Source organism: Polynucleobacter sp. MWH-UH24A (assembly GCF_018687475.1).
Classification (GTDB): Bacteria; Pseudomonadota; Gammaproteobacteria; order Burkholderiales; family Burkholderiaceae; genus Polynucleobacter.
Genome location: NZ_CP061292.1, coordinates 1173544 through 1196721, shown reverse-complemented (window position 1 = coordinate 1196721; position 23178 = coordinate 1173544). Strand labels below are relative to the sequence as shown.

The following is a 23178-nucleotide window of genomic DNA, read 5'->3' as shown; positions in this document are numbered from 1 at the left end:
GACGGCAACAGGGTATTGGAGATTGTTTGTCGCCCTTGCTTCCTTCCTTTCCCCCCGCTGTTTTAGCTCTTGCTGATGGCTCCATTTTTTCTGGTCAAAGTATTGGCGCCCCTGGCGAAACGAGTGGTGAGGTGGTATTTAATACTGCGCTAACTGGTTATCAAGAAATCATCACTGATCCGAGTTATGCGCGTCAGTTAGTGACCTTAACCTATCCGCACATCGGTAATGTAGGTGTCAATGCCCAAGATGCGGAGTCAGCAAAAATCTATGCAGCGGGCCTCATTATTAAAGACCTATCGGCGCGTGTCTCAAATTTCCGAGCTGAAGATAGTCTTGATCATTATTTACGTGCTGCCAAAGTTCCTGGTATTGCTGGCATTGATACCCGTAAGCTAACTCGTCTGTTGCGTGATCGAGGAGCGCAATCGGGCGCAATCGTGGCCGGCAAGATCGGTGATGATGTGGATGCCCTCGCACAGCGCGCTTTAACTTTAGCCAAAGCATTCTCAGGAATGGCAGGCCTTGATCTTGCGCAAGTGGTTACCACCCCAACACCCTATGAGTGGCAAGAAGGGGAGTGGCAGTTGCACGGTGAGCATGGCAAACCAGCATTTAGAGTGATGAAGAACCCAAGTAAGCGAGTTGTCGCTTATGACTTTGGTGTCAAGCGTAATATTCTGCGCATGTTGGCTGAGCGTGGATGTGCACTCACGGTCGTGCCTGCCAAGACCCCCGTGGCTGAAGTCTTGGCTTTAAAACCCGATGGCGTATTTTTATCCAATGGCCCTGGTGACCCCGAACCGTGTGATTACGCGATCAGTGCTGCACAAACCGTCATTAGCAAAAACATCCCAACCTTTGGTATTTGTTTAGGTCATCAGATCATGGGCTTGGCTGCCGGTGCGAAGACCTTGAAGATGAAGTTTGGGCACCACGGCGCTAACCATCCCGTGAAAGACTTAGATAGCGGTCGTGTCGCGATCACGTCACAAAACCATGGCTTTGCAGTCGACGCAAAGACCTTGCCGGCTGATTTACGGGTCACACACATCTCCTTGTTTGATGGATCCTTGCAAGGCTTAGCTTGGAAAGATAAACCAGCGTTTTGTTTTCAGGGGCATCCAGAAGCCTCGCCAGGTCCTCATGACATTGCCTATTTGTTTGATCGCTTCATGCTCCTCATGAATGCTGCTGGTCAAGGAGCGCGTTGATGCCAAAGCGGACTGACATTCAGAGCATTTTGATCATCGGCGCCGGTCCGATTGTGATTGGGCAAGCTTGCGAGTTTGATTACTCGGGTGCACAAGCCTGTAAAGCCTTACGCGAAGAGGGCTACCGTGTCATTCTGGTAAACAGTAATCCAGCGACCATCATGACCGATCCGGAGATGGCCGATGTGACCTACATCGAGCCGATTACCTGGGAAGTCGTTGAGCGCATTATTGCCACCGAGAAGCCCGATGCCATATTGCCCACCATGGGCGGCCAGACGGCACTGAACTGCGCTCTGGATTTACATCGCCATGGCGTTCTTAAAAAATACAACTGTGAACTCATCGGCGCCTCTCCCGAAGCGATTGATAAAGCTGAAGATCGTCAGAAGTTCAAAGACGCAATGACCAAAATTGGTTTGGGGTCGGCCAAGTCTGGGATTGCGCACTCGATGGAAGAAGCGATTGCCGTACAGCAACGCATTCAAGCGGAGACCGGTAGCTCAGGATTCCCGGTGGTGATTCGGCCCTCCTTCACGATGGGTGGATCGGGCGGTGGCATTGCGTACAACCGTGAAGAGTTCGAAGAGATTTGCAAACGCGGTCTGGATCTGTCGCCAACTCGAGAGCTTTTGATTGAAGAGTCCCTCTTGGGCTGGAAAGAGTTTGAGATGGAAGTGGTGCGTGATCGTGCCGATAACTGCATCATTGTTTGCTCGATTGAGAACTTAGACCCGATGGGTGTGCACACCGGGGATTCGATCACGGTGGCTCCCGCACAAACGCTGACCGATAAAGAGTATCAAATCATGCGTAATGCCTCAATCGCAGTCTTGCGCGAGATTGGGGTGGATACTGGTGGATCGAACGTGCAGTTCTCGATTAATCCGGTTGATGGGCGCATGATCGTGATTGAGATGAACCCACGGGTGTCGCGTTCATCCGCGCTTGCATCGAAGGCCACAGGATTCCCAATTGCCAAGGTCGCTGCCAAATTAGCCGTGGGCTACACCTTAGATGAGTTGCAAAACGATATTACGGGTGGTGCCACGCCGGCATCGTTTGAGCCCAGTATCGATTATGTGGTGACTAAGATCCCACGCTTTGCCTTTGAGAAGTTCCGTGAAGCCGATCCACGCTTAACCACTCAAATGAAATCGGTTGGTGAGGTCATGGCGATTGGCCGGACCTTCCAAGAGTCATTCCAAAAAGCTTTGCGCGGTCTTGAAGTGGGCGTCGATGGTCTTGATGAGAAATCGACCGACCTCGAAGACATCATTGCCGAGATCGGTGAGCCAGGTCCAGATCGGATTTGGTATGTGGCTGATGCCTTCCGTATGGGCATGGGAATTGATGAGGTTTACGAAGAGACCAAAATTGATCCATGGTTCTTGGAGCAAATTGAAGAACTGGTGGAAATTGAGAATGCGGTGAAAGAGCATACCTTAACAAGCCTCAGTGCGGCAGAGATCCGATTCTTAAAGCAAAAAGGATTTGCTGACCGACGCTTAGCAAAATTATTAAAGACCGATGCGACGGCAGTGCGTCAAACTCGGCATCGTCATGGCGTATTCCCCGTGTATAAGCGAGTCGATACCTGCGCAGCCGAGTTTGCGACCAATACGGCTTATATGTACTCCACCTACGAAGCCGAGCATGGTGAGTGCGAGTCACAGCCCACGCAGCGCGAGAAGATCATGGTACTCGGTGGTGGACCCAACCGGATTGGCCAGGGCATCGAGTTTGATTACTGCTGCGTGCATGCAGCGCTTGCGATGCGCGACGATGGTTACGAAACCATCATGGTGAACTGCAATCCAGAGACCGTATCGACCGACTACGACACATCCGATCGCTTGTATTTTGAGCCCCTCACCTTAGAGGATGTGCTCGAGATTGTGGCTAAGGAGAAACCCAAGGGTGTGATTGTGCAATACGGCGGTCAGACCCCACTGAAGCTTGCTTTGGATCTTGAGGCCAATGGCGTACCGATTATTGGCACCTCGCCCGACATGATTGATGCTGCTGAGGATCGGGAGCGCTTCCAAAAGCTCTTGCATGACCTTCAATTGCGTCAACCGCCCAATCGCACCGCGCGTGCTGAGGATGAGGCTCTTAAGCTTGCGCAAGAAATTGGCTATCCCTTAGTGGTTCGTCCTTCCTATGTATTAGGTGGTCGGGCGATGGAGATCGTGCACGATGGCCGTGACCTCGAGCGTTATATGCGCGAGGCCGTGAAGGTTTCCAATGACTCACCCGTTCTGTTAGATCGTTTCTTAAACGATGCAATTGAGTGCGATGTGGATTGCATTTCTGATGGAAAGCGCGTGTTTATTGGTGGCGTGATGGAACATATTGAACAAGCGGGTGTGCATTCAGGCGACTCGGCGTGCTCATTACCGCCATACTCTTTATCCAAAGAGACCGTTGCCGAGCTCAAGCGCCAGACTGCGGCGATGGCGAAGGGTCTTAATGTGATTGGTCTAATGAACGTGCAATTTGCTATTCAGCAAAGCGACGGTAAAGACACCATCTTTGTTCTCGAGGTCAATCCTCGTGCATCACGCACCGTGCCCTATGTATCAAAAGCAACTGGCTTACAGTTAGCAAAGATTGCCGCGCGCTGCATGGTCGGTCAAAGTCTTGATCAGCAGGGCATTATGGAGGAGGTGATTCCTCCGTACTACTCGGTTAAAGAGGCGGTGTTCCCATTTAATAAGTTCCCAGGCATTGATCCAATCTTAGGTCCGGAGATGCGCTCCACCGGTGAGGTGATGGGTGTTGGTAAAACCTTCGGGGAAGCCTTATTCAAATCGCAATTAGCAGCGGGGATTAAATTGCCCAAGAGCGGTAATGTGGTGCTAACAGTGAAAGATAGTGATAAGCCACTCGCCGTTGTGGTGGCCAAGCTCCTGCACGAGATGGGCTTTCCGATGGTTGCCACCAAAGGCACTGCTGCAGCCATTGCCGCAGCGAATATTCCGGTATCGGTGGTGAACAAAGTCAAAGAGGGCCGTCCGCATATTGTCGATATGATTAAAAATGGTGAGATTACTTTGGTCTTTACAACCGTTGATGAAACCCGTAATGCGATTGCGGACTCTCGCTCGATTCGAACCACGGCACAGGCTAACGGTGTGACCTACTACACCACGATTAGTGCAGCGCGTGCGGTGATGGAAGGGATGCGTGCGAAGGACTTGCTCGAGGTTTATTCCTTACAGAATTTACATATTTCGCTTAGCTAGTCTAAAATCGAGCCTGATCGATTTTAAGGTTGAGCAGTATGAGTACAAACACGATTCCGATTACCAAGCATGGTGCTGAGCTCTTGAAAGAAGAGCTCACGCGCTTAAAGCATGTGGAACGCCCAGCAGTAATCAATGCGATTGCTGAAGCGCGCGCCCAAGGCGATCTTTCGGAGAACGCAGAGTACGATGCCGCCAAAGAGAAGCAGGCGTTTATTGAAGGTCGCATTAAAGAGCTCGAGACCAAATTATCTGCCGCACAAATTATTGACCCTGCATTACTTGAGGCAGAAGGTCGTGTCGTTTTTGGAGCCACGGTTGAACTCGAAGATCTTGATGACGGCAAAAAAATGAGCTATCAAATTGTGGGTGATGATGAGGCCGACATTGCTGCTAATAAGATCTCGATCAGCTCCCCCATTGCCCGCGCCTTAATTGGTAAAGAAGAGGGCGATGTGGTCACCGTTCAAGCCCCTGCGGGCGCCCGAGAAGTCGAGATCCTCTCGGTTCGTTACATCTAGTTATATAAAAATATAATCTCTCCCCGAATTTGTTATACTTTGGTATAACTTATTCGGAGGGCGTATGCATACTAATTTAAGAAAGGTTGGAGGTTCAGTGATGCTGGCAGTGTCCCCGGTTTTCCTCAAAGAACTTCAGATTGCTTGCGGATCAACCGTTGATGTCGCCCTGGTGGAAGGGCAATTGGTCGTGCGACCCATTACCAAGCCTCAATATGCACTCGCTGATTTATTGGCGCAGTGCGATCCCAAAGCAAAAATGCCAAGCGAAGATCGGCAGTGGCTGGATAGCTCCCCTGTCGGTAATGAGATTCTGTAATGAAGCGAGGCGATATTTATTTGGTATCTCTTGATCCAACAGCTGGCCATGAGCAAAAAGGGTATCGACCTGTATTGGTCGTGTCACCAGCACCGTTTAATCAACTAACCAAGACCCCAATTGTTGTGCCGATTTCAACTGGCGGTCAGTTTGCCCGGGTTGCAGGGTTTGCAGTCGAGCTGGTTGGAACTAAAACCACAGGGATTGTTCGCTGCGATCAACCTCGCACCCTAGACCTCGTGGCGCGTAAAGCAAAACGCGTTGAGACCGTGTCGGCGGCTGTGATTGATGATGTCTTAGCTAAACTGGCAACCTTAGTCACTTAGTTTGCACGATGCAACACGATTCCACTTCGCACCAAATTGCGCAACGCCTGTTCCTCTTTGTCAGTAGCCTTTGGGTTGGTAGCCTAATTACCGTCGGCTATTTGGTTGCGCCTACTTTGTTTGCAACCCTCACCGATCGTCAAGTGGCCGGTATGGTGGCTGGCGCAATCTTTCAGGTGGAAGCCTATGTGAGTTTGGTGCTCTGTGTGGCGCTGCTGGTCTTAGCAAACCTCTTGGTAAGTCGTGGGTTACAAGCCTATCGTGCGATTCGCTGGATTTTGCTTGCGATGCTTGTGTGTGCGGCGCTTGGTAGCTTCGTACTGATGCCCTGGATGGACAAATTGCGCGAGGATGCCTTGTTGCAAGGCATGCCGGTGATGTATTCCGCTTCAGCCAGTTTATTTGCCACTTTGCATGGCATTGCGAGCAGTGTTTTCTTAGTGCAAAGTCTCTTGGGTATTTATTTGGTTTGGCGATTAACCCAAAGCCGCTTTTTTGGGGCTCGCTAAGCGAGTCTTGCGGCGCTTTGGTTTGCTGTTGCTGGCCACGGCTGCTTTTTTAAAGCCAACTCGCGAACCATTGCTGCGTTGATTAGTGCGTGCAGTTTGATAGGCGCGCGCCACCTTCTTGGAGGGAACTGATTTCTCAGGTTTTGATTCCATCGGTCGCCACATCACGAGGAGTTTGCCGATATGCTGAATCGGAGCAGCGCTCAGGTCATCGCAAATGGATTCGTACATCGCAATGCGGGCATCGCGATCATCACCGAGTACGCGGATCTTAATGAGACCATGGCTCGATAGGGCGCGATCAATTTCCTTACGAACTGCTGCGGTGAGACCTTCGTTACCGATCATGACAACGGGATTAAGGGCATGGGCTTTAGCACGCTGGGCCTTACGTTGCGCTGGAGTTAGTGAGAGAGCAGTCATGCCTGCATCATAGAGGATTTCTGGGTTGTGATCGAAAACAAGGACAATGCTGTTTGTGGCAAAGAACAAGTTCAATAAAAATTGGTTGCACGATCATGTCAATGATCCGTACGTTAAGCTCGCGCAGAAAGAGGGCTATCGTGCGCGCGCAGCCTACAAACTCTCCGAGATCGATGAGCAGGATCATTTGATTCGGGCGGGCATGACCGTGGTCGATTTAGGCAGCACCCCAGGTAGCTGGAGTCAATACATTCGTAATCGTTTAGTGCAGCTTCGCAAACACCCCACACCCGAAACCGCTGGTAAGCCCGATGGTTGCATCATCGCCATTGATCTCTTGCCGATGGAACCTGTAGCCGATGTCACCTTCATTTTGGGTGATTTTCGGGAGGAGGAGGGCTTGCGAGCACTTGAAGCGGCATTGCCACCAGAAGCAAACGGCAAGGTGGATTTGGTGCTGTCTGATATGGCGCCCAATCTTTCTGGAGTGGGTGTTGCTGATGCGGCACGGATGACCAATCTTGCTGAGCTTGCCTTGGAGTTTGCCAAAGAGCATCTCAAACCCGATGGAGCGTTGTTGATTAAGTGCTTTCATGGCAGTGGCTACAGCCAAATAGTTGAGGCCTTTAAGGGGGTATTTAAGACCGTTTCTCCCCGTAAACCCAAGGCCTCTCGGGATAAATCATCTGAAACCTTTCTGCTAGGGCGCTATTTAAAGTAGGTCAAATCGCACAGATTGACCCTAAAACATAGAAAACCCAGCTTTTTTAGGATAAATTAGACCTCCAACCCTTGAATTTCAACGGGAGTAGAATCAAATATATAGGGTGAGGTTTGGTTCTTGGCCCCGATAACTCCCGGATTGATCCGGCAAAGGTATATTTTGAATAACAATATGTTCCAAAAAGTGGGTGTATGGCTCATCGTTGGCCTGGTTCTATTCACTGTATTTAAGCAGTTTGATAAACCTCGCACGCAAGATCAGGTCACGTATTCCCAATTTATGGATGACGCCAAGGCTGGCAAGATTAAGCGCGTCGATGTGCAAGGCCGTACCTTGCAGATTACCCCAGTCGATGGCAACAAATACTCGATCATCTCCCCAGGCGATATCTGGATGGTAGGCGATCTCATGAAATACGGAGTTCAGGTTACCGGTAAGACCGAAGATGAACCGAACCTGTTGGTCTCTGCACTGTATTACTTAGGACCCACTTTATTAATCATCGGTTTTTGGTTCTTCATGATGCGCCAGATGCAAGGTGGCGGTAAGGGTGGTGCGTTCTCCTTTGGTAAATCCAAGGCGCGTCTCATCGATGAGAACAGCAATTCAGTGACCTTTGCGGATGTTGCGGGTTGCGATGAGGCTAAAGAAGAAGTGTTTGAGATTGTTGACTTCCTCAAAGATCCGCAAAAGTTTCAGAAGCTTGGTGGCCGCATTCCACACGGTGTACTCTTAGTCGGCCCCCCTGGAACCGGTAAGACCTTATTGGCCCGTGCGATTGCAGGCGAAGCCAAAGTACCATTTTTCTCCATCTCGGGCTCTGACTTCGTCGAGATGTTTGTGGGTGTTGGTGCTGCACGCGTGCGCGATATGTTCGAGAACGCTAAAAAGCATGCACCTTGCATCATCTTCATTGACGAGATTGATGCGGTCGGTCGTCATCGCGGTGCCGGCATGGGTGGTGGTAATGATGAGCGCGAGCAAACCTTAAACCAAATGCTCGTCGAGATGGATGGCTTTGAGACCAATAGCGGTGTAATCGTCATTGCTGCAACCAACCGTTCGGATGTGCTGGATCGTGCTTTACTGCGCCCCGGCCGTTTTGATCGCCAAGTGCATGTGGGCTTACCTGACATTCGGGGTCGTGAACAAATTCTGCGCGTGCATATGCGCAAGGTCCCCATCAACTCCGATGTGGATCCAGCTGTCTTAGCGCGTGGAACCCCAGGGTTCTCGGGCGCGGACTTGGCTAACTTGGTTAATGAGGCTGCTCTGTTTGCAGCACGTCGCAGTAAGCGTGCAGTCGATATGCAAGACTTTGAAGATGCTAAGGACAAGATCTACATGGGTCCTGAGCGCAAGTCGGCGGTGATGCGCGAAGAAGAGCGTCGCAATACGGCTTATCACGAGTCTGGGCATGCGGTGGTTGCAAAGATGCTGCCTAAGGCTGACCCGGTGCATAAGGTCACGATCATGCCTCGCGGTATGGCCCTCGGTGTGACCTGGCAGTTGCCGGAGTTTGATCGGGTGAACTTGTATAAAGATCGTATGCTTGAGGAGTTGGCCATCTTGTTTGGTGGCCGTGCGGCTGAAGAGGTGTTCTTGGGTTCGATGAGCACCGGTGCATCGAATGACTTTGAGCGCGCTACCAAAATGGCCCGTGATATGGTGACCCGTTATGGCATGAGCGATAGCTTAGGCACGATGGTGTATGTGGATACCGAACAAGACAGCATGTTTGGTCGCATGAACAGTAAGACCGTATCCGAGCTCACCCAACAAAAGGTGGATGCTGAGATCCGGACCTTAATTGATAGTCAATACGCGCTGGCGAAGAAGATCCTTGAACAGAACCGTGACAAGGTAGAAGCCATGGTCACCGCACTCTTAGAGTGGGAGACGATTGATTCTGAGCAGATCAATGACATCATGGCGGGGCGCCCACCCAAACCTCCAAAGCCAGTCACCGCGACTGCGTTTGGTAATTCCGCGGGCGGCGGTACGCAGGGTCCTGCAGCAGGTAGCGCACCCGCAACCGCGTAAGTATGCTGTATTCATCCTCGCCCGTGGCATGGCGCTGCGGGCGTTTTCTTTTTGAGTTCCCCTCCGATCAACACAAACGTCCATTGGTGATGGGCATCCTCAATGCCACGCCGGATTCATTCTCGGATGGCGGACGTTTTTATCAACGGGATGCAGGGCTTGCGCAGGCCGAGAAAATGCTCGCTGCTGGCGTTGACATCATTGATATTGGTGGAGAGTCCACCCGACCAGGAGCACAACCTGTTGGCTTGCAAGAGGAGCTCGATCGAGTTCTACCTGTTATCGAAGCCCTTAAAGATTGCGGTGTTGCGTTATCGATTGATACCTACAAGCCACAAACCATGCAAGCAGCCCTTGCCATGGGCGTTGATTGCGTCAATGACATTTGGGCCTTGCGACAAGCAGGGGCAGTGGATGTTGTGAAGTCAACCCAATGTGGCATCGTATTGATGCATATGCAACGTGATCCCCAAACCATGCAATTTGATCCCAATTACGAACACGTTGTTCAAGAAGTGCAAGCATTTTTATTGGAGCGCGCCGCGATCATTGAAGAGGCGGGCGTTGATCCACAACGTATTGCCATCGATCCCGGTTTTGGGTTTGGTAAAAGCCTTGAGCACAACTATCAGTTATTGGCGCATATGGACGCGTTTGTTGAACATGGCTACCCGGTCTTAGCAGGTTTATCACGCAAGTCCATGCTGGGCAAGGTCACCAATCTTGAGGTCGGCGAGCGTCTGCTCCCGAGTATTGCTGCAGCCATCTTAGCCGTGGAGCGCGGCGCCATGATTGTTCGCACTCATGATGTGCCTGAGACCGTAAGTGCACTGCAGGTTTGGCAAGCCACGAAAGAGCAAAGTACCTAAGTTTTATAATGAATCATGACTAAAAAATATTTTGGGACCGATGGCATTCGGGGGGAAGTTGGTGTGCCACCGATTGTCCCGGAGTTTATGTTGCGCCTCGGTTACGCCACTGGCATGGTACTTAAGCGCCATGGCAAAGCGAATGAGCGTCAACGTATCCTAATTGGTAAAGACACACGGGTCTCAGGTTATCTCCTTGAAGCAGCTTTGGAGTCTGGGTTCTCGGCCGCAGGTGTTGATGTGACTCTCTGTGGACCGATGCCAACACCTGGGGTCGCTTATCTCACCAAAGCACTGCGCCTATCTGCTGGAGTGGTGATCTCTGCGTCGCATAACCCCTATCACGATAACGGCATCAAGTTTTTTAATGGCAAGGGCGACAAGTTCACCGATGCTACGGAGCTTGAGATTGAGGCGGAGCTCGAGAAACCGATGGGCTGCGTGAGCTCCGACAAAATTGGTAAGGCATTTCGATTGGATGATGCCGCAGGGCGCTACATTGAGTTTTGCAAATCCACTTTTCCACAAGACCTTAATCTCAAAGGATTGAAGATTGTGGTCGATTGCGCCAATGGCGCTGCCTATCACACCGCACCACCAGTATTTCATGAGCTCGGTGCTGAGGTGATTGCGATTGGGGTGGAGCCGAATGGCAAAAACATTAATGATCATTGTGGTGCAACCGCACCCGCTGCGCTGATTGCCAAAGTGAAGGAAGTCAATGCTGATATTGGTATAGCACTCGATGGTGATGCCGATCGATTGCAAATGGTTGATCAAAGCGGGCGCCTATTTAATGGCGATGAGCTCCTCTACATCTTGGCTAAAGATCGCTCAGAGCAAGGCAAGGCGATGGGTGGAGTGGTTGGCACCCTAATGACGAACTTAGCAATTGAAGTTGCCATCAAGAACCTCGGTCTTGGATTTGAGCGAGCGAAGGTTGGAGACCGCTACGTACTTGAACTCTTGCAAGCCAAGCAGTGGGTCATTGGCGGAGAGGGCTCAGGGCATCTCTTATGCCTTGATCAACACAGCACCGGCGATGGCACGATTGCAGCTCTGCAAGTACTCGCAGCGATGCAACAAAAGCAACAATCCCTCAACGAACTATTAGATGGCATCACCATTTATCCACAAGTGCTCATCAATGTGAAGACCAATGCAAACTATGAATGGCAAGCCGATCACAAGCTCAATGCGATGGTCAGCAAGGTCGAGGAAAGCTTAATCGGTAAGGGTAGAGTTCTAATCCGACCCTCAGGAACCGAGCCGGTCCTGCGCATCATGGTCGAAGCCAATCAGCAAAGCCTGGCACAAGCGAGTGCCGAGGCAATCGCAAGGGAAGTCAGCGTTTAGTTTTCCCAATCGGTATCCACTTCATTCTGTTGGATGTCTCTCTCGCGTTTCATCTTTCGATTTATGAGGTATTGCCAGATCAAGCGATCTTTCACTTGATGGTCAATATCGTAATGCCTGAACTGATTTTCAAGTTCAGCGAGTGTAATTTTGTCCTTGTTATCCATGGCGTGTCTCCGTATCGATCTTAGGTCGAACTTGATCCAGACTCCCAAAAAAACCGCCCACAAGGGGCGGATCAAAAACAACATGAAGGGAGATTAAAATGATGATCCTGATTCATGACACCATGATGTCAGTTTTATGTCAGGGATGGAGTTGTCACATTTCAGTCATGGGGCTTTTGTAAGGTATGCACAAAAGGAGCCCAATCGTGAAATTAAACCAGGAAGAACTCTCCGAGTGGTACAAAAAAGCCCAAGATGAAATTCTTGATGATTTGGATGAGGAGCTTGAGCTTGAGCTCGACGACCAGAGACTGGGTGACGATGGCGATGGCCTCATTTCAATTAATCGCCAATTCTATTTTCGGGAACTCTTTCGTCTTCAAAAAGAGCTCATCAGATTACAAGACTGGGTGGTTCATCAAAAGCTCAAAGTCGTTGTCCTGTTTGAAGGCCGTGATTCAGCAGGTAAGGGCGGAGCCATTAAACGAATTACTCAACGTCTAAATCCACGCGTTTGCCGAGTGGTTGCCCTATCGGCACCATCGGAGCGAGAGAAGACTCAGTGGTACTTTCAGCGCTACATCGCACACTTGCCGGCAGCGGGTGAAATTGTGTTGTTTGATCGTAGTTGGTATAACCGCGCTGGCGTTGAAAAGGTGATGGGCTTTTGTACCGATAAAGAGTATCGGGAGTTTCTTGAGACCGTACCTGAGTTTGAAAAAATGATCATCGGCTCCGGAATTATCTTGATCAAGTATTGGTTCTCGATTTCTGATGAGGAGCAATACAACCGTTTTACTCAACGTATCCACGATCCCTTAAAGCAGTGGAAGTTGAGTCCTATGGATCTAGAGTCAAGACGACGCTGGGAGGATTACACCAAAGCGAAAGAAGCAATGCTAGAGGCTACTCATCGACCCGAAGCGCCTTGGTGGGTGGTGGCCGCGAATGATAAAAAACGTGCCCGTCTCAATTGCATTCATCACCTGCTATCTCAAATTCCACATCAGGAGATTGACCATCCTCATATCGTCTTGCCTGAGCGAGTCCATAACCCGGACTACATCCGCGGGCCAGTACCAAAAGAAATGTACGTGCCAGATATTTACTAATTTCAATTCAAGAGGGGCTTGTGATGCGGGATCAAATGATTGCTTTAATGACACAATTGCGAGCGGGTGAGGGAATTTCACTAGAGGATTTTCGTGAAGTAACCTACAAAGAACGGGAGTTCTTGTTTAATGAGATCCAGTACTGGTGCCTTTATGAGAAGGATGATCCTGCCTCATTTGCGGCTGGCAAGATTCCAAATTAATTGCAGAGGTTGATTTAGTTCCTAGTTTGGTCGGTTCTCTGACAAAGACCATAACTCGTCAAATAGAGAGTTACTCCATTCAGTACATGCCATAACCAGTGGGTACTAAAGCCTGATTCGCATAAGGGCATATCCAGTTGGCGACTGAGGAGCGAGAAAGGAAACACAAGCACTGCGAACCATAAGTAGCGGGCAGCGATAGGATTGGAGTTCTGGGTTAGCACCGCATAGAGAAGTAATGCTGACCAGGCTCCAACATACATACCTGAGGGCATCCAAGGTAATGCAGGTTTCATGTAATTAATTGCCAATTGACAAAGCACAATCAGAATAAAGAGCGTAATCACAGATCCGATTTGAGTCCAGTGCGAGCCCCATGACCATTGTTTTGGAATTAGGTAGGCAAAGCTAACCAAGTAAAGTGCGATCGCAAGAACATCTAAGAGACCCGTTAGTCGATTAGCAAAGGTATGAAAACTAAAGCTGCCAAGGCCAATTAGAATGAGCAAAATAGCCATCAAGCCAGATCGAGGTGATCGTATACGCCAAATCAACCATCCGGCGATGATGAACGCTAGATTGGTGATTGCATTGATGGGCTCAGACCAAAAGCTAGCATCCAAGCGCTCGCAGTAGATATCAACTGGATTAAGCCAAGTACCCATTACTCCATCTTAAATGAGAACATTGGTATTTCAGTGACTGCAATGGTATTCATTAAACTGTCATTAAGCTATTAGAAGATATTTTCTTTCAATAGCCTGTTAGGTAACCCATGAATGAATTCGATAACCCGATTGTTAATCAGCGATTTGATCCTGCCCAAGCTATTACGGAGCAATCGCAGCGCCGCTTATTTCTGAAATCAAGTGCTGCAGTTGTTGCGCTCTTTGGTTCTAATCTTGGATTTGCACAAACTGCAAAATCCGTTTGGGGCGCAGCCAAACCCTTTACCTTTGAATCCGTCCCACTTAGCATGGCAACGGATGGTATTGTGGTTCCCAAAGGATACCGCTGGGCGGTATTGGCAGCCTGGGGAGATCCGATTAACGGTAAGTTTCCGGTGATTTCCTACGATGTAATTAATACACCTGAGCAGCAAGCCAAACAATTTGGTATGCACCATGATGGTTGCGCATTCTTTCCCGATCAAGGTTCATCCAGTAAAGGCTTATGGGTTGTGAACCACGAATACACCGATGATGGACTCTTGCATCCAGATGGCATGAAGAATTGGTCCTTGGAGAAGGTCAGAAAGAGCCAAGCAGCACACGGCGTTACTGTTGCGCATATTCAAAAGGATGAGAAGGGAAGCTGGCAAGTGGTATCAGGACCCTATACTCGTCGCATTACTGGCTATACTCCGTGCGCTATTTCAGGCCCTGCCGCTGGCAGCAAGTATCTGCAAACCGCATCCGATCCCAAAGGTCGTTTGGCTTTAGGCACGATTAACAATTGCGCAAATGGTGTAACGCCATGGGGTACTTACCTGACCTGCGAAGAGAACATTAACGGATACTTTGTGAAGAAGGGGAAGGTATCCAAGGAAGAGCAGCGTATTGGTATTAATGCCAAAGGCTTTGGTTACCGCTGGGAAGAATTTGATGATCGTTTTAATGTGGATCTCAATCCCAATGAACCCAATCGCTTTGGTTGGGTTGTTGAAATTGATCCGCGCAATCCCGATCAGGCACCGATTAAGCGCACCGCATTAGGGCGCTTCAAGCACGAGGGTGCTGAAGTGACCTTGGCGAAGGATGGACGGGTGGTGGTGTATATGGGCGATGATCAGCGCGGTGAGTATGTGTATCGCTATGTCAGCAAGAATAAGTATCAACCCAATCAACCCGAACTCAATCGTACACTTCTTGATGAGGGCACCTTATCGGTTGCACAGTTTTCTGATAATGGGGAAGGTCGATGGATTCCCTTGGTATTTGGACAAAATGGTTTAACTCCAGAGAACGGTTTTGCCGATCAAGCATACATCTTGGTTGAAACACGCTTGGCGGCTGATCAGGTGAAGGCAACTCCTTTAGATCGCCCGGAGTGGGTAGCAGTACACCCAACTTCGAAGGATGTTTATGTAGCACTGACCAACAACAATCAGCGTGGTAAAGAGTTTCCCATCAATGCTGCTAGTCCGCGGGAGAACAATCAGATGGGGCATATTATTCGCTGGCGGCCACGCCAACAGGACGCAGCAAATGATCGATTCGATTGGGAGATCTTTGTCTTAGCAGGTGATCCTGATAACACCGACCCTAACCTAAAAGGCAATATTCGGGGGGATGTGTTTGGCTCACCCGATGGTTTGTGGTTTGATCAACGCGGCATCTTATGGACTCAGACCGATATCTCTTCTGGAGCTCTTGGGAAGGGTGCCTATGCACGGATTACCAACAATATGATGTTTGCTGCAGACCCGGTAACGCGTGAGTTTAGGCGTTTTCTGATTGGTCCAAATGGCTCTGAGGTGACTGGCGTTGATCTAACACCCGATTACAAAACGATGTTTGTCAATATTCAACATCCAGGGGAGAGTCCAAGTGAGCGCAGTAATCCCGATAAGCCAAAAGCAGTTAGCGATTGGCCGGATCGTAAACTGTTCTCACGACCACGTTCCGCAACGATTGTGATTTGGCGCGAGGACGGCAAGCCCGTCGGAGCATAGTCGCTAACGAATCACCAATGGACGAAAACTAAAGGGGCTGCGCTTTTCTGAATCGATGGTGATTTCAAGTGCTTCAACTTGATGATCACCCATCACTTGTATTCGATAGGCACGCTCAATAGCGCTTTTCGTACCCGGGTGCTTGAAGGGCTGATCAATGATGAGTTGATGGCTATCGCCATGGATTACCAATGCGGGTTTATTCCATTGCGATAAAAGTTGATTAAGGCGCGCAATCGTTTCACGTAAACCACTTTTTGGTGAGCTTGCTTGCTCAGGTGAATAAAATAAATCCGCTTGCATCGCAATTACTAGATGATCGAGCGCTCTGTCTTGTGCAACTTTAACAACATAATCAAGCCAAGCGAGATTGGCGCGATTGCGCATGGCATATTCATTTGCATTCTCAAAATTATTGTTCGAGCCAACCACGTGCACTGTGGCAAAGAGAGTGGTGCCACTAATCCAGTAAGCATTCTCAACAAAGATTTTGTGTTCTGGATCAATATCGGCTTGCCGAATCAGGCGCAGCGGTTTTTTACCCAAGCTGTCGCTATTTTGAAAATACAACTGGCGAATAAATCGCAAGCGCTCCTCTGGATCAAATGACCCGGCCGATGGCCGATGGCAATCGGTCCATTCGTTATCACCAGGCGTATAAATTAATGGGCTCTCAAACCGATTGAAGGATTTCCAGATGGATTCAAGATAGGTATTGGTGCATGGCGAACCACCACTTTTGGTATCGCCGACAAAGATCGTGAACGCGGGATTGGTTCGATTAATTTCGGTAATGAGATTTGCAAATAGAGCTTCATCGGCTGAACGATAGGGCATATCACCAAGCGTCACAAATCGAATTGGGTTGGCGTTGACTGGTGCTAGAGCTAGGCAGCCAACGCTTAAGAGAAGGGCGGTCAGAATGTAACGCAGATTATTTTTTATTGATTTCATCAGATTGAAATAATTCTTCAGGAAAATCGCAGGGTAATAATGAATCAACTTACGCAAGCAACACTAACATGCCCCCACTGCCAGGCAACTGAAATCATTTCGGTTGATGCCAGTGATAGTAAGCAATTCCATCAATGTATGCACTGCCATCGCCCCTATGGCGTTAGTAAAAATGATTGCTGCATCTTGTGTAGTTATGGGGATGTGCTGTGCAGTCAAGTTGATCAAAACCTCGCCTCTTAAAAAAAGACCGCCAATACGGGGCGGTAACGACAACTTTAGGGAGTTTTTTACATTTTCCACTGAGTGTGTGACTATTTAGTGTCGTATTCATGACAATCTAATCATTGTGCATCGCAGCAATTTATTGTCATATTGCTTTGCTAGACTGATTTTCCTTAAATCGTCTCGAGGTATGGAATGAAAAAGCCGTCTGAAGCTGCAAAGAAAGCCAAAGCGAAAGAACTCTTTACCCTTTCTCATAAGTTACTCGATGCTGCGAAGCAGTTAAGTGAGCATCATGCTGCGGAGTTGCGCTACAACATGCAACAGGCCATGGAGGCAGCCAAAACGGCAGCGCAAAAGGATGTGACGAAGTTACAGGCCATGCAGAAAAAAGCGGCTGACGATGCAGCTAAGCGAATGAGTGTTTATCAGAGGAAGGTAAAAGCAATCCTCAAGGACATTGGTAATGAGGCAGCCGATGGTGCCGAGAAGCACTTTGATCGTGCGCGTGATGCGATTAGTGACTGGATTAAAGAGGCCGATAAGAAGATCCCGATGGGTGGCGAGAAGTTGGCCAAGGTCGTTCGTGAGGTGTCAGACGCCGGTGCCAAAGTATTCAAGGAAGGACGTAAAGCTGTTGCCGATGCGGTCGAACTTGCTGAAAAGAACATCGAAAGTGCGGCAAAGAAGGCTAGCAAAACCATTCAATCCAAGGTGGCTAGCAAGAAAAGGGCGCCTACTAAGAAATTAGTTCCAAGAAAATCCCCAGCAGCCAAGAAAAAGGCTCCCGCCAAGAAAGCCCCTGTTGAGAAGGTTGCGGCCGTTCCAGCTGCCCCAGTCACTACACCAGCGGCAGGCAATCCCATCAGCAATTAACCTGAGATTTTTGGGGCTTTTTCCAGGTAATCGCTACGATCAAGCGGTAGAGAACGTTTCCTTAATAATTGATTTGTAAGGAATTTTTAGATTCCCTACACTTTAAATTGTCATTAAATCGTCATATTTAATCTCTATTGTTTGATTATCGCAATGTGCGAAATCATTTAAAGGAAGATCAATGACGATTACTTTGAAAAAAGCCCTAGCAGTAGCGGCTCTTTCCATAACAACGGCAAGTTTTGCTCCAGCCGCTTTTGCTGCGGACATTACTGGTGCTGGCGCAACATTCCCTTTCCCAATTTATGCCAAGTGGGCTGAAGCTTATAAAGCTCGTACTGGCACTGGTTTGAACTACCAATCAATTGGTTCCTCAGGCGGTATCAAACAAATTAAAGCCAAGACTGTAGACTTTGGTGCAACTGATAACCCAGTGAAGTTTGAGGATCTACAGGCCGATGGATTGGTTCAGTTCCCCGCAATTATCGGTGGTGTTGTACCGATCATTAACTTAGACGGTATCAAGCCTGGTCAAATTCGTTTAGATGGCCAAACCTTGGCTGATATTTTCCAAGGAAAAATCACCAACTTCAATGACAAGCGGATTGCTGATTTGAATCCTGGTGTGAAGATTCCTGCAGGTGAGATTACCGTGGTTCACCGTGCAGACGGATCTGGTACAACTGCAATTTTTACTGACTACTTGGCTAAAGTGAGTGCAGATTGGAAATCCGCCGTTGGTGCTGGCGCTGCTGTGAAGTGGCCTGCTGCTTCATCGGTTGGTGGTAAGGGTAACGAAGGTGTTGCTGCGAACGTATCACGTGTGAAGAACTCGATTGGCTATGTTGAGTATGCCTATGCTAAGAAGAACAACATGACTCACATTCAATTGCGCAATGCTTCTGGTCAGTTCGTTCAACCAGATGACGAGACATTTGCCGCCGCTGCAGCAGGTACGGATTGGGCAAAGATTCCTGGTATGGGAACCTTTATTACCAATGCAGGCGGTGCTAAGTCTTGGCCAATCACTGGCGCATCATTCATCTTGATGTACAAAAACCCAAATAACAAGGCAAGTTCTGCCGAAGTGTTGAAGTTCTTTGACTTCGCTTTCAAAGAGGGTAAGAAGATGGCTGCTGAACTAGACTATGTTGCAATGCCTGACGCAACAACTGACTTCATTCGTAAGAACGTTTGGAATCAAATTAATACCAAGTAATATTATTACTGACTGTTTTAAGATCAGCCCTAGGTCATCTAGGGCTGATTTTGTCTAAAAAGGTTTAATCCATGGAAGCAGTGTTAAATACCAATGCAGTGAATGATTCGGTTTTAAGAATTGCGAAGCGTCAGCGAACTCTAGATCGACTATTTAAATACGCCACTCAGTTTTTTGCACTTTCTGTTCTCCTGACCTTACTTGGCATCATCGCTTCATTGATTTTTAATGCTGCACCTGCTTTAAGTAAATTTGGTTTTGGATTCTTCACTACCGTTGAATGGGACATCATCAATGGTGAGTTTGGTGGATTAATTGCAATCTACGGTACCGTTATCACTTCGGTGATTGCTTTGTTAATCGCAGTACCACTGAGCTTCGGTATTGCAGTGTTTCTGACTGAAATGTGCCCACAAGTTCTCAAGCGTCCTTTGGGGACCGCCGTTGAGATTCTGGCTGCTGTACCTTCCATCATCTACGGCATGTTTGGTTTGTTCATTTTTGCACCCTTATTTGCTAAGTACATTCAGCCTGCTTTGGCTGGTACCTTGGGTCAGATACCCGGACTTGGTATTTTGTTCTCAGGCGCTTTTAATGGCATTGGTATTCTGTGCGCCGGTTTAATACTGGCAATGATGGTTCTGCCATTTATTGCTTCGGTGATGCGCGATGTATTTGAGATCGTTCCTCCGGTTCTTAAGGAGTCGGCTTATGGAATTGGTTGCACCACTTGGGAAGTGGTTAAGAATGTCGTGTTGCCGTACACCAAGACCGGTGTAATTGGTGGAATTATGTTGGGCTTAGGGCGCGCCTTAGGTGAGACCATGGCGGTAACCTTTGTGATTGGTAATGCGCACAAGATTTCTCCCTCGTTATTTGCCCCTGGAAACTCAATTGCATCGACCTTAGCCAATGAGTTTGGGGAGGCAGAGGTCGGTCTGCATTACTCCTCGTTATTTGCCCTCGGCCTAGCTCTGTTTGTCATTACATTTGTTGTTCTAACCCTGGCAAAAATTATGTTAATGCGCATGGAAGCGAATCAAGGAGCGAAGACCTAATGAGCACTCGCGATCCGTCTTTATTTGCAAAGCGCAAGCGTGCAAACGCCATTGGCCTAACTTTTTCTATAACTGCCATGCTGATTGGTATGGCATTCCTACTCTGGATTCTTGCAATCCTCCTTTGGAATGGATTTGCTGCAATTAGCCCTTCCTTATTTTTTGCAAGCACACCCGCACCTGGAACCGATGGAGGTGGTTTAGCAAATGCCATCGTTGGTAGCTTGATGATGGTTTTTTTCTGTGCATTCTTTAGTACGCCGATTGGAATCCTAGCCGGTATTTACTTGTCAGAATACGGCGAGAATAACAAGTTCTCTGAAGTAACTCGTTTTGTGACCGACATTATGCTGTCAGCCCCTTCGATTGTGATTGGCCTCTTTGTCTACGCAATCATTGTTTATAACGTGAAGCATTTCTCGGGTTGGGCTGGAACTGTGGCACTTTCGCTGATTGCAATCCCAGTGGTTGTGCGTACTACTGAAAACATGCTGAAGTTGGTACCCACCACACTCCGTGAAGCAGCATTCGCATTAGGTGCGCCAAAGTGGAAGGTTTCGATGAGTGTGGTCTTGCGCGCTGCGAAAAGTGGTGTGATTACTGGCGTATTGTTAGCAATTGCTCGTGTGAGTGGCGAAACAGCACCATTACTCTTTACAGCCCTTAATAATCAGTTCTTTTCAACTAATATGAATGCCCCAATGGCGAACTTGCCGGTCGTAATCTTCCAGTTTGCAATGAGCCCTTATGACAATTGGGTTAGCCTAGCTTGGGGTGGCGCACTCTTAATTACATTCACAGTTTTAGGTTTAAACATTCTAGCCCGCGTATTATTGCGTGAAAAGGTAAGCGTATGACAACTACTATGAAATCGATGTTCCATTCTGATATTAATCAATCGAGTGCAGGAGAGGGACAGATTGCTCATTCGACTGATACAACCGCAGTGAACGCGCTTGAGATTAAAAACCTGAACTTCTTTTATGGAAGTTTCCAGGGTTTAAAAAACATTAACCTGAATATCCTAGAGCGCAGAGTCACGGCCTTTATTGGACCATCGGGTTGCGGTAAATCGACCTTATTGCGTACCTTAAATCGCATGTACGACCTCTACCCAGGCCAGCGCGCTGAGGGCGAAATCAATTTCTACGGTGAGAATATTCTGGAAAAGGGTAAGGACGTTAACTTGCTCCGCTCACGGATTGGTATGGTCTTCCAAAAGCCCACCCCATTTCCAATGTCCATTTATGAGAACATTGCGTTTGGTGTGCGCTTGTACGAGCGTCTTTCTAAAGCTGAAATGGATGAACGCGTCGAGTGGGCTTTAAACAAGGCAGCTCTTTGGACTGAAGCGAAAGATAAGCTCAATCAGAGCGGTTTATCCCTTTCTGGCGGCCAGCAGCAGCGCCTCTGTATTGCCCGTGGCGTAGCGGTCAAGCCCTCGATTTTGTTGTTGGACGAGCCAACCTCGGCTCTGGATCCAATTTCGACTGCCAAGATCGAAGAATTGATTAATGAGCTCAAAAAAGATTACACGATTGCGATCGTGACCCATAATATGCAGCAGGCTGCCCGTGTTTCTGACTTCACTGCCTATATGTACCTTGGTGAGCTCATCGAATACGGCAAGACCGACCAAATCTTTATTAAACCCGCTAAGAAAGAAACCGAAGATTACATTACTGGACGCTTTGGTTAATTAGGAGACATTATGAACGACCGCCATCTCTCATCGCAATTTGATGAAGACTTAAATTCTCTTTGCAGTAAGTTGCTGCAAATGGGTGGTTTGGTGGAATCGCAAATTGAAGTTGCGATGCGTGGTTTCTCAGAGACCAATATTGATTTGTGCAATCAGGTGATTGATCGGGAAAAAACTGTTAATTCCTTAGAAGTGGAGATTGATTCGTCTTGCGCAGAACTAATTGCCCGTCGTCAGCCAACGGCTCGTGATTTGCGATTGGTGATGGCGATTTCAAAGGCCATTACGAATTTAGAGCGTGCCGGTGATGAGGCTGAGCGGGTTGCGAAGCGTTCTAAGCGTATTATCGAGCAGTCTGTGAGCTACAAGATTAATGCTGCTGAGATTAAGCTCTCTGGCCAAATGGCGATCGATCTCTTAAGGCAGTCGCTCGATTGTTTTGCCCGACTTGATGCGGTTGGTGCTGCGAAGGTGGTCGAAGACGATAAGCAAATTGATGAAGAGTTCAGGGGTTTTGTACGGAAGCTCATCACTTATATGGCCGAAGACCCAAAGATGATCTCCACCGGATTGGATCTCCTCTTTATTGCAAAAGCGATTGAGCGCGTTGGCGATCACGCAAAAAATATTGCTGAATTTGTAATTTATATTGTGAAGGGTTCAGACGTGCGTCATGTGCCCCATGATGATCTGGTTCGCGAAGCAACTAAATAGCCTATGCCCCATCGCATTCTGATTGTTGAAGACGAACCTTCGATTGCAGAACTGATTGCGATTAACCTAAGCCATTCGGGATTTACCGTCGACCGAGCCTTGCAGGCCGAGGAGGCGATGCGGATGATTCGTGTTCATCGGCCTGATCTCTTGATTTTGGATTGGATGATGCCCGGTAAGTCGGGAGTGCAATTTACCAAAGAGCTGCGCGCGAGCCCTGAGTTGCAAAATATCCCCATTTTGATGCTCACCGCCAAAGGAGCAGAGGCCGATAAGATCCAGGGGCTAGATTCTGGGGCGGATGATTATGTCACGAAGCCATTTTCACCGAAGGAGCTGATTGCCAGAGTGAAGGCATTGCTGCGACGAAATTCGGTCTTGGGACTAGGTGATGAAGTCTTAAAGCTAGGTCCTATGCAATTGGATCCCTCAACCCATCGGGTCACTGTGTCTCATCCGGGTGAAAAAGATCAGTTTGTCAATTTAGGACCAACGGAATTTCGCCTACTTCAGTTCTTCATGAGTAATCCAGAGCGGGTTCATACGCGCTCGCATTTACTCGATCGGGTCTGGGGTGACCAGGTTTATATCGAAGAGCGAACCGTTGATGTTCACATTAAGCGCTTGCGTTCAGCCTTATCCGAAGCCAATTGCGATCAATACATTGAGACCGTGCGCGGTAGCGGCTACCGAATCACCAAAACCCCAGGTTAATCGGCTTG

25 protein-coding genes are annotated in these 23178 nt (G+C 48.6%); 21 read left to right on the top strand and 4 right to left on the bottom strand.

Annotation, left to right across the window (positions count from 1 at the left end; all coding sequences use genetic code 11):
• Window positions 1-35: 35 nt before the first annotated feature.
• From carA to ICV32_RS06275, 6 genes are all read left to right on the top strand, one after another.
• Entirely contained in the window at window positions 36-1214 is a 1179-nt protein-coding gene (gene carA / locus ICV32_RS06300; protein WP_215369128.1) for a glutamine-hydrolyzing carbamoyl-phosphate synthase small subunit, read from the top strand.
• Window positions 1214-4462 (top strand): carbamoyl-phosphate synthase large subunit, encoded by a 3249-nt coding sequence (gene carB, locus ICV32_RS06295; protein WP_215369110.1) that lies wholly within the window; start codon window positions 1214-1216, stop codon window positions 4460-4462. Before carA ends, carB begins: the two co-directional genes overlap by 1 nt.
• A 38-nt stretch (window positions 4463-4500) precedes the next feature.
• Window positions 4501-4983: a transcription elongation factor GreA gene (greA, locus tag ICV32_RS06290; protein WP_215369105.1), complete on the top strand. Its 483-nt coding sequence runs from the start codon at window positions 4501-4503 to the stop codon at window positions 4981-4983.
• 64 nt (window positions 4984-5047) lie between these two features.
• A complete protein-coding gene (locus ICV32_RS06285) occupies window positions 5048-5302 on the top strand; it encodes an antitoxin (protein ID WP_215369103.1) in 255 nt (84 codons plus the stop codon).
• Window positions 5302-5628 carry a type II toxin-antitoxin system PemK/MazF family toxin gene (locus tag ICV32_RS06280; protein WP_215369089.1) on the top strand — a complete coding sequence of 109 codons (327 nt, stop codon included), beginning with the start codon at window positions 5302-5304 and terminating at the stop codon, window positions 5626-5628. Before ICV32_RS06285 ends, ICV32_RS06280 begins: the two co-directional genes overlap by 1 nt.
• 8 nt (window positions 5629-5636) lie before the next feature.
• A complete protein-coding gene (locus ICV32_RS06275; protein WP_215369087.1) occupies window positions 5637-6137 on the top strand; it encodes a DUF4149 domain-containing protein in 501 nt (166 codons plus the stop codon).
• Here ICV32_RS06275 and ICV32_RS06270 read toward each other — a convergent pair.
• Entirely contained in the window at window positions 6105-6560 is a 456-nt protein-coding gene (locus tag ICV32_RS06270) for a YhbY family RNA-binding protein (RefSeq protein ID WP_215369085.1), read from the bottom strand. The genes ICV32_RS06275 and ICV32_RS06270 overlap by 33 nt on opposite strands.
• A 55-nt stretch (window positions 6561-6615) precedes the next feature.
• Here ICV32_RS06270 and ICV32_RS06265 point away from each other — a divergent pair, with 55 nt between their 5' ends.
• From ICV32_RS06265 to glmM, 4 genes are all read left to right on the top strand, one after another.
• Window positions 6616-7281 carry an RlmE family RNA methyltransferase gene (locus ICV32_RS06265; RefSeq protein WP_215372617.1) on the top strand — a complete coding sequence of 222 codons (666 nt, stop codon included), beginning with the start codon at window positions 6616-6618 and terminating at the stop codon, window positions 7279-7281.
• Window positions 7282-7443: 162 nt separating this feature from the next.
• A complete protein-coding gene (gene ftsH / locus ICV32_RS06260; RefSeq protein ID WP_215369083.1) occupies window positions 7444-9327 on the top strand; it encodes an ATP-dependent zinc metalloprotease FtsH in 1884 nt (627 codons plus the stop codon).
• Window positions 9328-9329: 2 nt separating this feature from the next.
• Window positions 9330-10196: a dihydropteroate synthase gene (folP, locus tag ICV32_RS06255; RefSeq protein ID WP_215369055.1), complete on the top strand. Its 867-nt coding sequence runs from the start codon at window positions 9330-9332 to the stop codon at window positions 10194-10196.
• 15 nt (window positions 10197-10211) lie between these two features.
• Complete coding sequence (gene glmM / locus ICV32_RS06250; RefSeq protein WP_215369053.1) at window positions 10212-11552, top strand: phosphoglucosamine mutase; 1341 nt, start codon at window positions 10212-10214, stop codon at window positions 11550-11552.
• Here the strand turns inward: glmM and ICV32_RS06245 are convergent.
• Window positions 11549-11719: a hypothetical protein gene (locus ICV32_RS06245; RefSeq protein WP_215369043.1), complete on the bottom strand. Its 171-nt coding sequence runs from the start codon at window positions 11717-11719 to the stop codon at window positions 11549-11551. The two genes, glmM and ICV32_RS06245, sit on opposite strands and share 4 nt — an antisense overlap.
• A gap of 206 nt (window positions 11720-11925) precedes the next feature.
• Here ICV32_RS06245 and ppk2 point away from each other — a divergent pair, with 206 nt between their 5' ends.
• Complete coding sequence (ppk2, locus tag ICV32_RS06240) at window positions 11926-12831, top strand: polyphosphate kinase 2 (protein ID WP_251371822.1); 906 nt, start codon at window positions 11926-11928, stop codon at window positions 12829-12831.
• Between the two features lie 23 nt (window positions 12832-12854).
• Window positions 12855-13034: a hypothetical protein gene (locus ICV32_RS06235; RefSeq protein WP_215369039.1), complete on the top strand. Its 180-nt coding sequence runs from the start codon at window positions 12855-12857 to the stop codon at window positions 13032-13034.
• 14 nt (window positions 13035-13048) lie between these two features.
• Here ICV32_RS06235 and ICV32_RS06230 read toward each other — a convergent pair whose 3' ends face one another.
• Window positions 13049-13699: a ceramidase domain-containing protein gene (locus ICV32_RS06230; protein WP_215369037.1), complete on the bottom strand. Its 651-nt coding sequence runs from the start codon at window positions 13697-13699 to the stop codon at window positions 13049-13051.
• A gap of 110 nt (window positions 13700-13809) precedes the next feature.
• Between ICV32_RS06230 and ICV32_RS06225 the strand changes: the two genes are divergently transcribed.
• The gene (locus ICV32_RS06225) at window positions 13810-15708 is read left to right on the top strand and encodes a PhoX family phosphatase (RefSeq protein WP_215369035.1); all 1899 of its coding nucleotides are present in this window, start codon (window positions 13810-13812) and stop codon (window positions 15706-15708) included.
• Between the two features lie 3 nt (window positions 15709-15711).
• On the opposite strand, the gene ICV32_RS06220 is transcribed toward ICV32_RS06225, so the two are convergent.
• A complete protein-coding gene (locus ICV32_RS06220) occupies window positions 15712-16662 on the bottom strand; it encodes a hypothetical protein (RefSeq protein WP_215369033.1) in 951 nt (316 codons plus the stop codon).
• Window positions 16663-16701: 39 nt separating this feature from the next.
• Here ICV32_RS06220 and ICV32_RS06215 point away from each other — a divergent pair, with 39 nt between their 5' ends.
• From ICV32_RS06215 to phoB, 8 genes are all read left to right on the top strand, one after another.
• The gene (locus tag ICV32_RS06215; RefSeq protein WP_215369030.1) at window positions 16702-16905 is read left to right on the top strand and encodes a GDCCVxC domain-containing (seleno)protein; all 204 of its coding nucleotides are present in this window, start codon (window positions 16702-16704) and stop codon (window positions 16903-16905) included.
• 177 nt (window positions 16906-17082) lie between these two features.
• Window positions 17083-17763 (top strand): phasin family protein, encoded by a 681-nt coding sequence (locus ICV32_RS06210; RefSeq protein WP_215369029.1) that lies wholly within the window; start codon window positions 17083-17085, stop codon window positions 17761-17763.
• A 181-nt stretch (window positions 17764-17944) separates the two neighbouring features.
• Window positions 17945-18982 (top strand): phosphate ABC transporter substrate-binding protein PstS, encoded by a 1038-nt coding sequence (gene pstS / locus ICV32_RS06205; protein WP_215369014.1) that lies wholly within the window; start codon window positions 17945-17947, stop codon window positions 18980-18982.
• Between the two features lie 71 nt (window positions 18983-19053).
• Window positions 19054-20040 carry a phosphate ABC transporter permease subunit PstC gene (gene pstC / locus ICV32_RS06200; RefSeq protein ID WP_215369011.1) on the top strand — a complete coding sequence of 329 codons (987 nt, stop codon included), beginning with the start codon at window positions 19054-19056 and terminating at the stop codon, window positions 20038-20040.
• Window positions 20040-20897: a phosphate ABC transporter permease PstA gene (gene pstA, locus ICV32_RS06195; RefSeq protein WP_215368996.1), complete on the top strand. Its 858-nt coding sequence runs from the start codon at window positions 20040-20042 to the stop codon at window positions 20895-20897. The genes pstC and pstA overlap by 1 nt, the downstream gene beginning before the upstream one ends.
• The gene (pstB, locus tag ICV32_RS06190; protein ID WP_371817048.1) at window positions 20894-21739 is read left to right on the top strand and encodes a phosphate ABC transporter ATP-binding protein PstB; all 846 of its coding nucleotides are present in this window, start codon (window positions 20894-20896) and stop codon (window positions 21737-21739) included. Before pstA ends, pstB begins: the two co-directional genes overlap by 4 nt.
• A gap of 12 nt (window positions 21740-21751) precedes the next feature.
• Entirely contained in the window at window positions 21752-22456 is a 705-nt protein-coding gene (gene phoU / locus ICV32_RS06185; RefSeq protein ID WP_215368994.1) for a phosphate signaling complex protein PhoU, read from the top strand.
• A gap of 3 nt (window positions 22457-22459) precedes the next feature.
• Window positions 22460-23170 carry a phosphate regulon transcriptional regulator PhoB gene (phoB, locus tag ICV32_RS06180; RefSeq protein WP_215368980.1) on the top strand — a complete coding sequence of 237 codons (711 nt, stop codon included), beginning with the start codon at window positions 22460-22462 and terminating at the stop codon, window positions 23168-23170.
• Window positions 23171-23178: the final 8 nt, after the last annotated feature.

Coding starts and splice junctions, on each gene's coding strand:
- ICV32_RS06215 (WP_215369030.1), top strand. CDS start 16,702: ATGAATCAACTTACGCAAGCAACACTAACATGCCCCCACTGCCAGGCA.
- ICV32_RS06280 (WP_215369089.1), top strand. CDS start 5,302: ATGAAGCGAGGCGATATTTATTTGGTATCTCTTGATCCAACAGCTGGC.
- folP (WP_215369055.1), top strand. CDS start 9,330: ATGCTGTATTCATCCTCGCCCGTGGCATGGCGCTGCGGGCGTTTTCTT.
- ICV32_RS06275 (WP_215369087.1), top strand. CDS start 5,637: ATGCAACACGATTCCACTTCGCACCAAATTGCGCAACGCCTGTTCCTC.
- greA (WP_215369105.1), top strand. CDS start 4,501: ATGAGTACAAACACGATTCCGATTACCAAGCATGGTGCTGAGCTCTTG.
- pstC (WP_215369011.1), top strand. CDS start 19,054: ATGGAAGCAGTGTTAAATACCAATGCAGTGAATGATTCGGTTTTAAGA.
- ICV32_RS06225 (WP_215369035.1), top strand. CDS start 13,810: ATGAATGAATTCGATAACCCGATTGTTAATCAGCGATTTGATCCTGCC.
- ICV32_RS06210 (WP_215369029.1), top strand. CDS start 17,083: ATGAAAAAGCCGTCTGAAGCTGCAAAGAAAGCCAAAGCGAAAGAACTC.
- ICV32_RS06220 (WP_215369033.1), bottom strand. CDS start 16,662: ATGAAATCAATAAAAAATAATCTGCGTTACATTCTGACCGCCCTTCTC.
- phoB (WP_215368980.1), top strand. CDS start 22,460: ATGCCCCATCGCATTCTGATTGTTGAAGACGAACCTTCGATTGCAGAA.
- pstA (WP_215368996.1), top strand. CDS start 20,040: ATGAGCACTCGCGATCCGTCTTTATTTGCAAAGCGCAAGCGTGCAAAC.
- pstS (WP_215369014.1), top strand. CDS start 17,945: ATGACGATTACTTTGAAAAAAGCCCTAGCAGTAGCGGCTCTTTCCATA.
- glmM (WP_215369053.1), top strand. CDS start 10,212: ATGACTAAAAAATATTTTGGGACCGATGGCATTCGGGGGGAAGTTGGT.
- ICV32_RS06235 (WP_215369039.1), top strand. CDS start 12,855: ATGCGGGATCAAATGATTGCTTTAATGACACAATTGCGAGCGGGTGAG.
- ICV32_RS06285 (WP_215369103.1), top strand. CDS start 5,048: ATGCATACTAATTTAAGAAAGGTTGGAGGTTCAGTGATGCTGGCAGTG.
- ICV32_RS06270 (WP_215369085.1), bottom strand. CDS start 6,560: ATGACTGCTCTCTCACTAACTCCAGCGCAACGTAAGGCCCAGCGTGCT.
- phoU (WP_215368994.1), top strand. CDS start 21,752: ATGAACGACCGCCATCTCTCATCGCAATTTGATGAAGACTTAAATTCT.
- ICV32_RS06245 (WP_215369043.1), bottom strand. CDS start 11,719: ATGGATAACAAGGACAAAATTACACTCGCTGAACTTGAAAATCAGTTC.
- ICV32_RS06230 (WP_215369037.1), bottom strand. CDS start 13,699: ATGGGTACTTGGCTTAATCCAGTTGATATCTACTGCGAGCGCTTGGAT.
- carB (WP_215369110.1), top strand. CDS start 1,214: ATGCCAAAGCGGACTGACATTCAGAGCATTTTGATCATCGGCGCCGGT.
- pstB (WP_371817048.1), top strand. CDS start 20,894: ATGACAACTACTATGAAATCGATGTTCCATTCTGATATTAATCAATCG.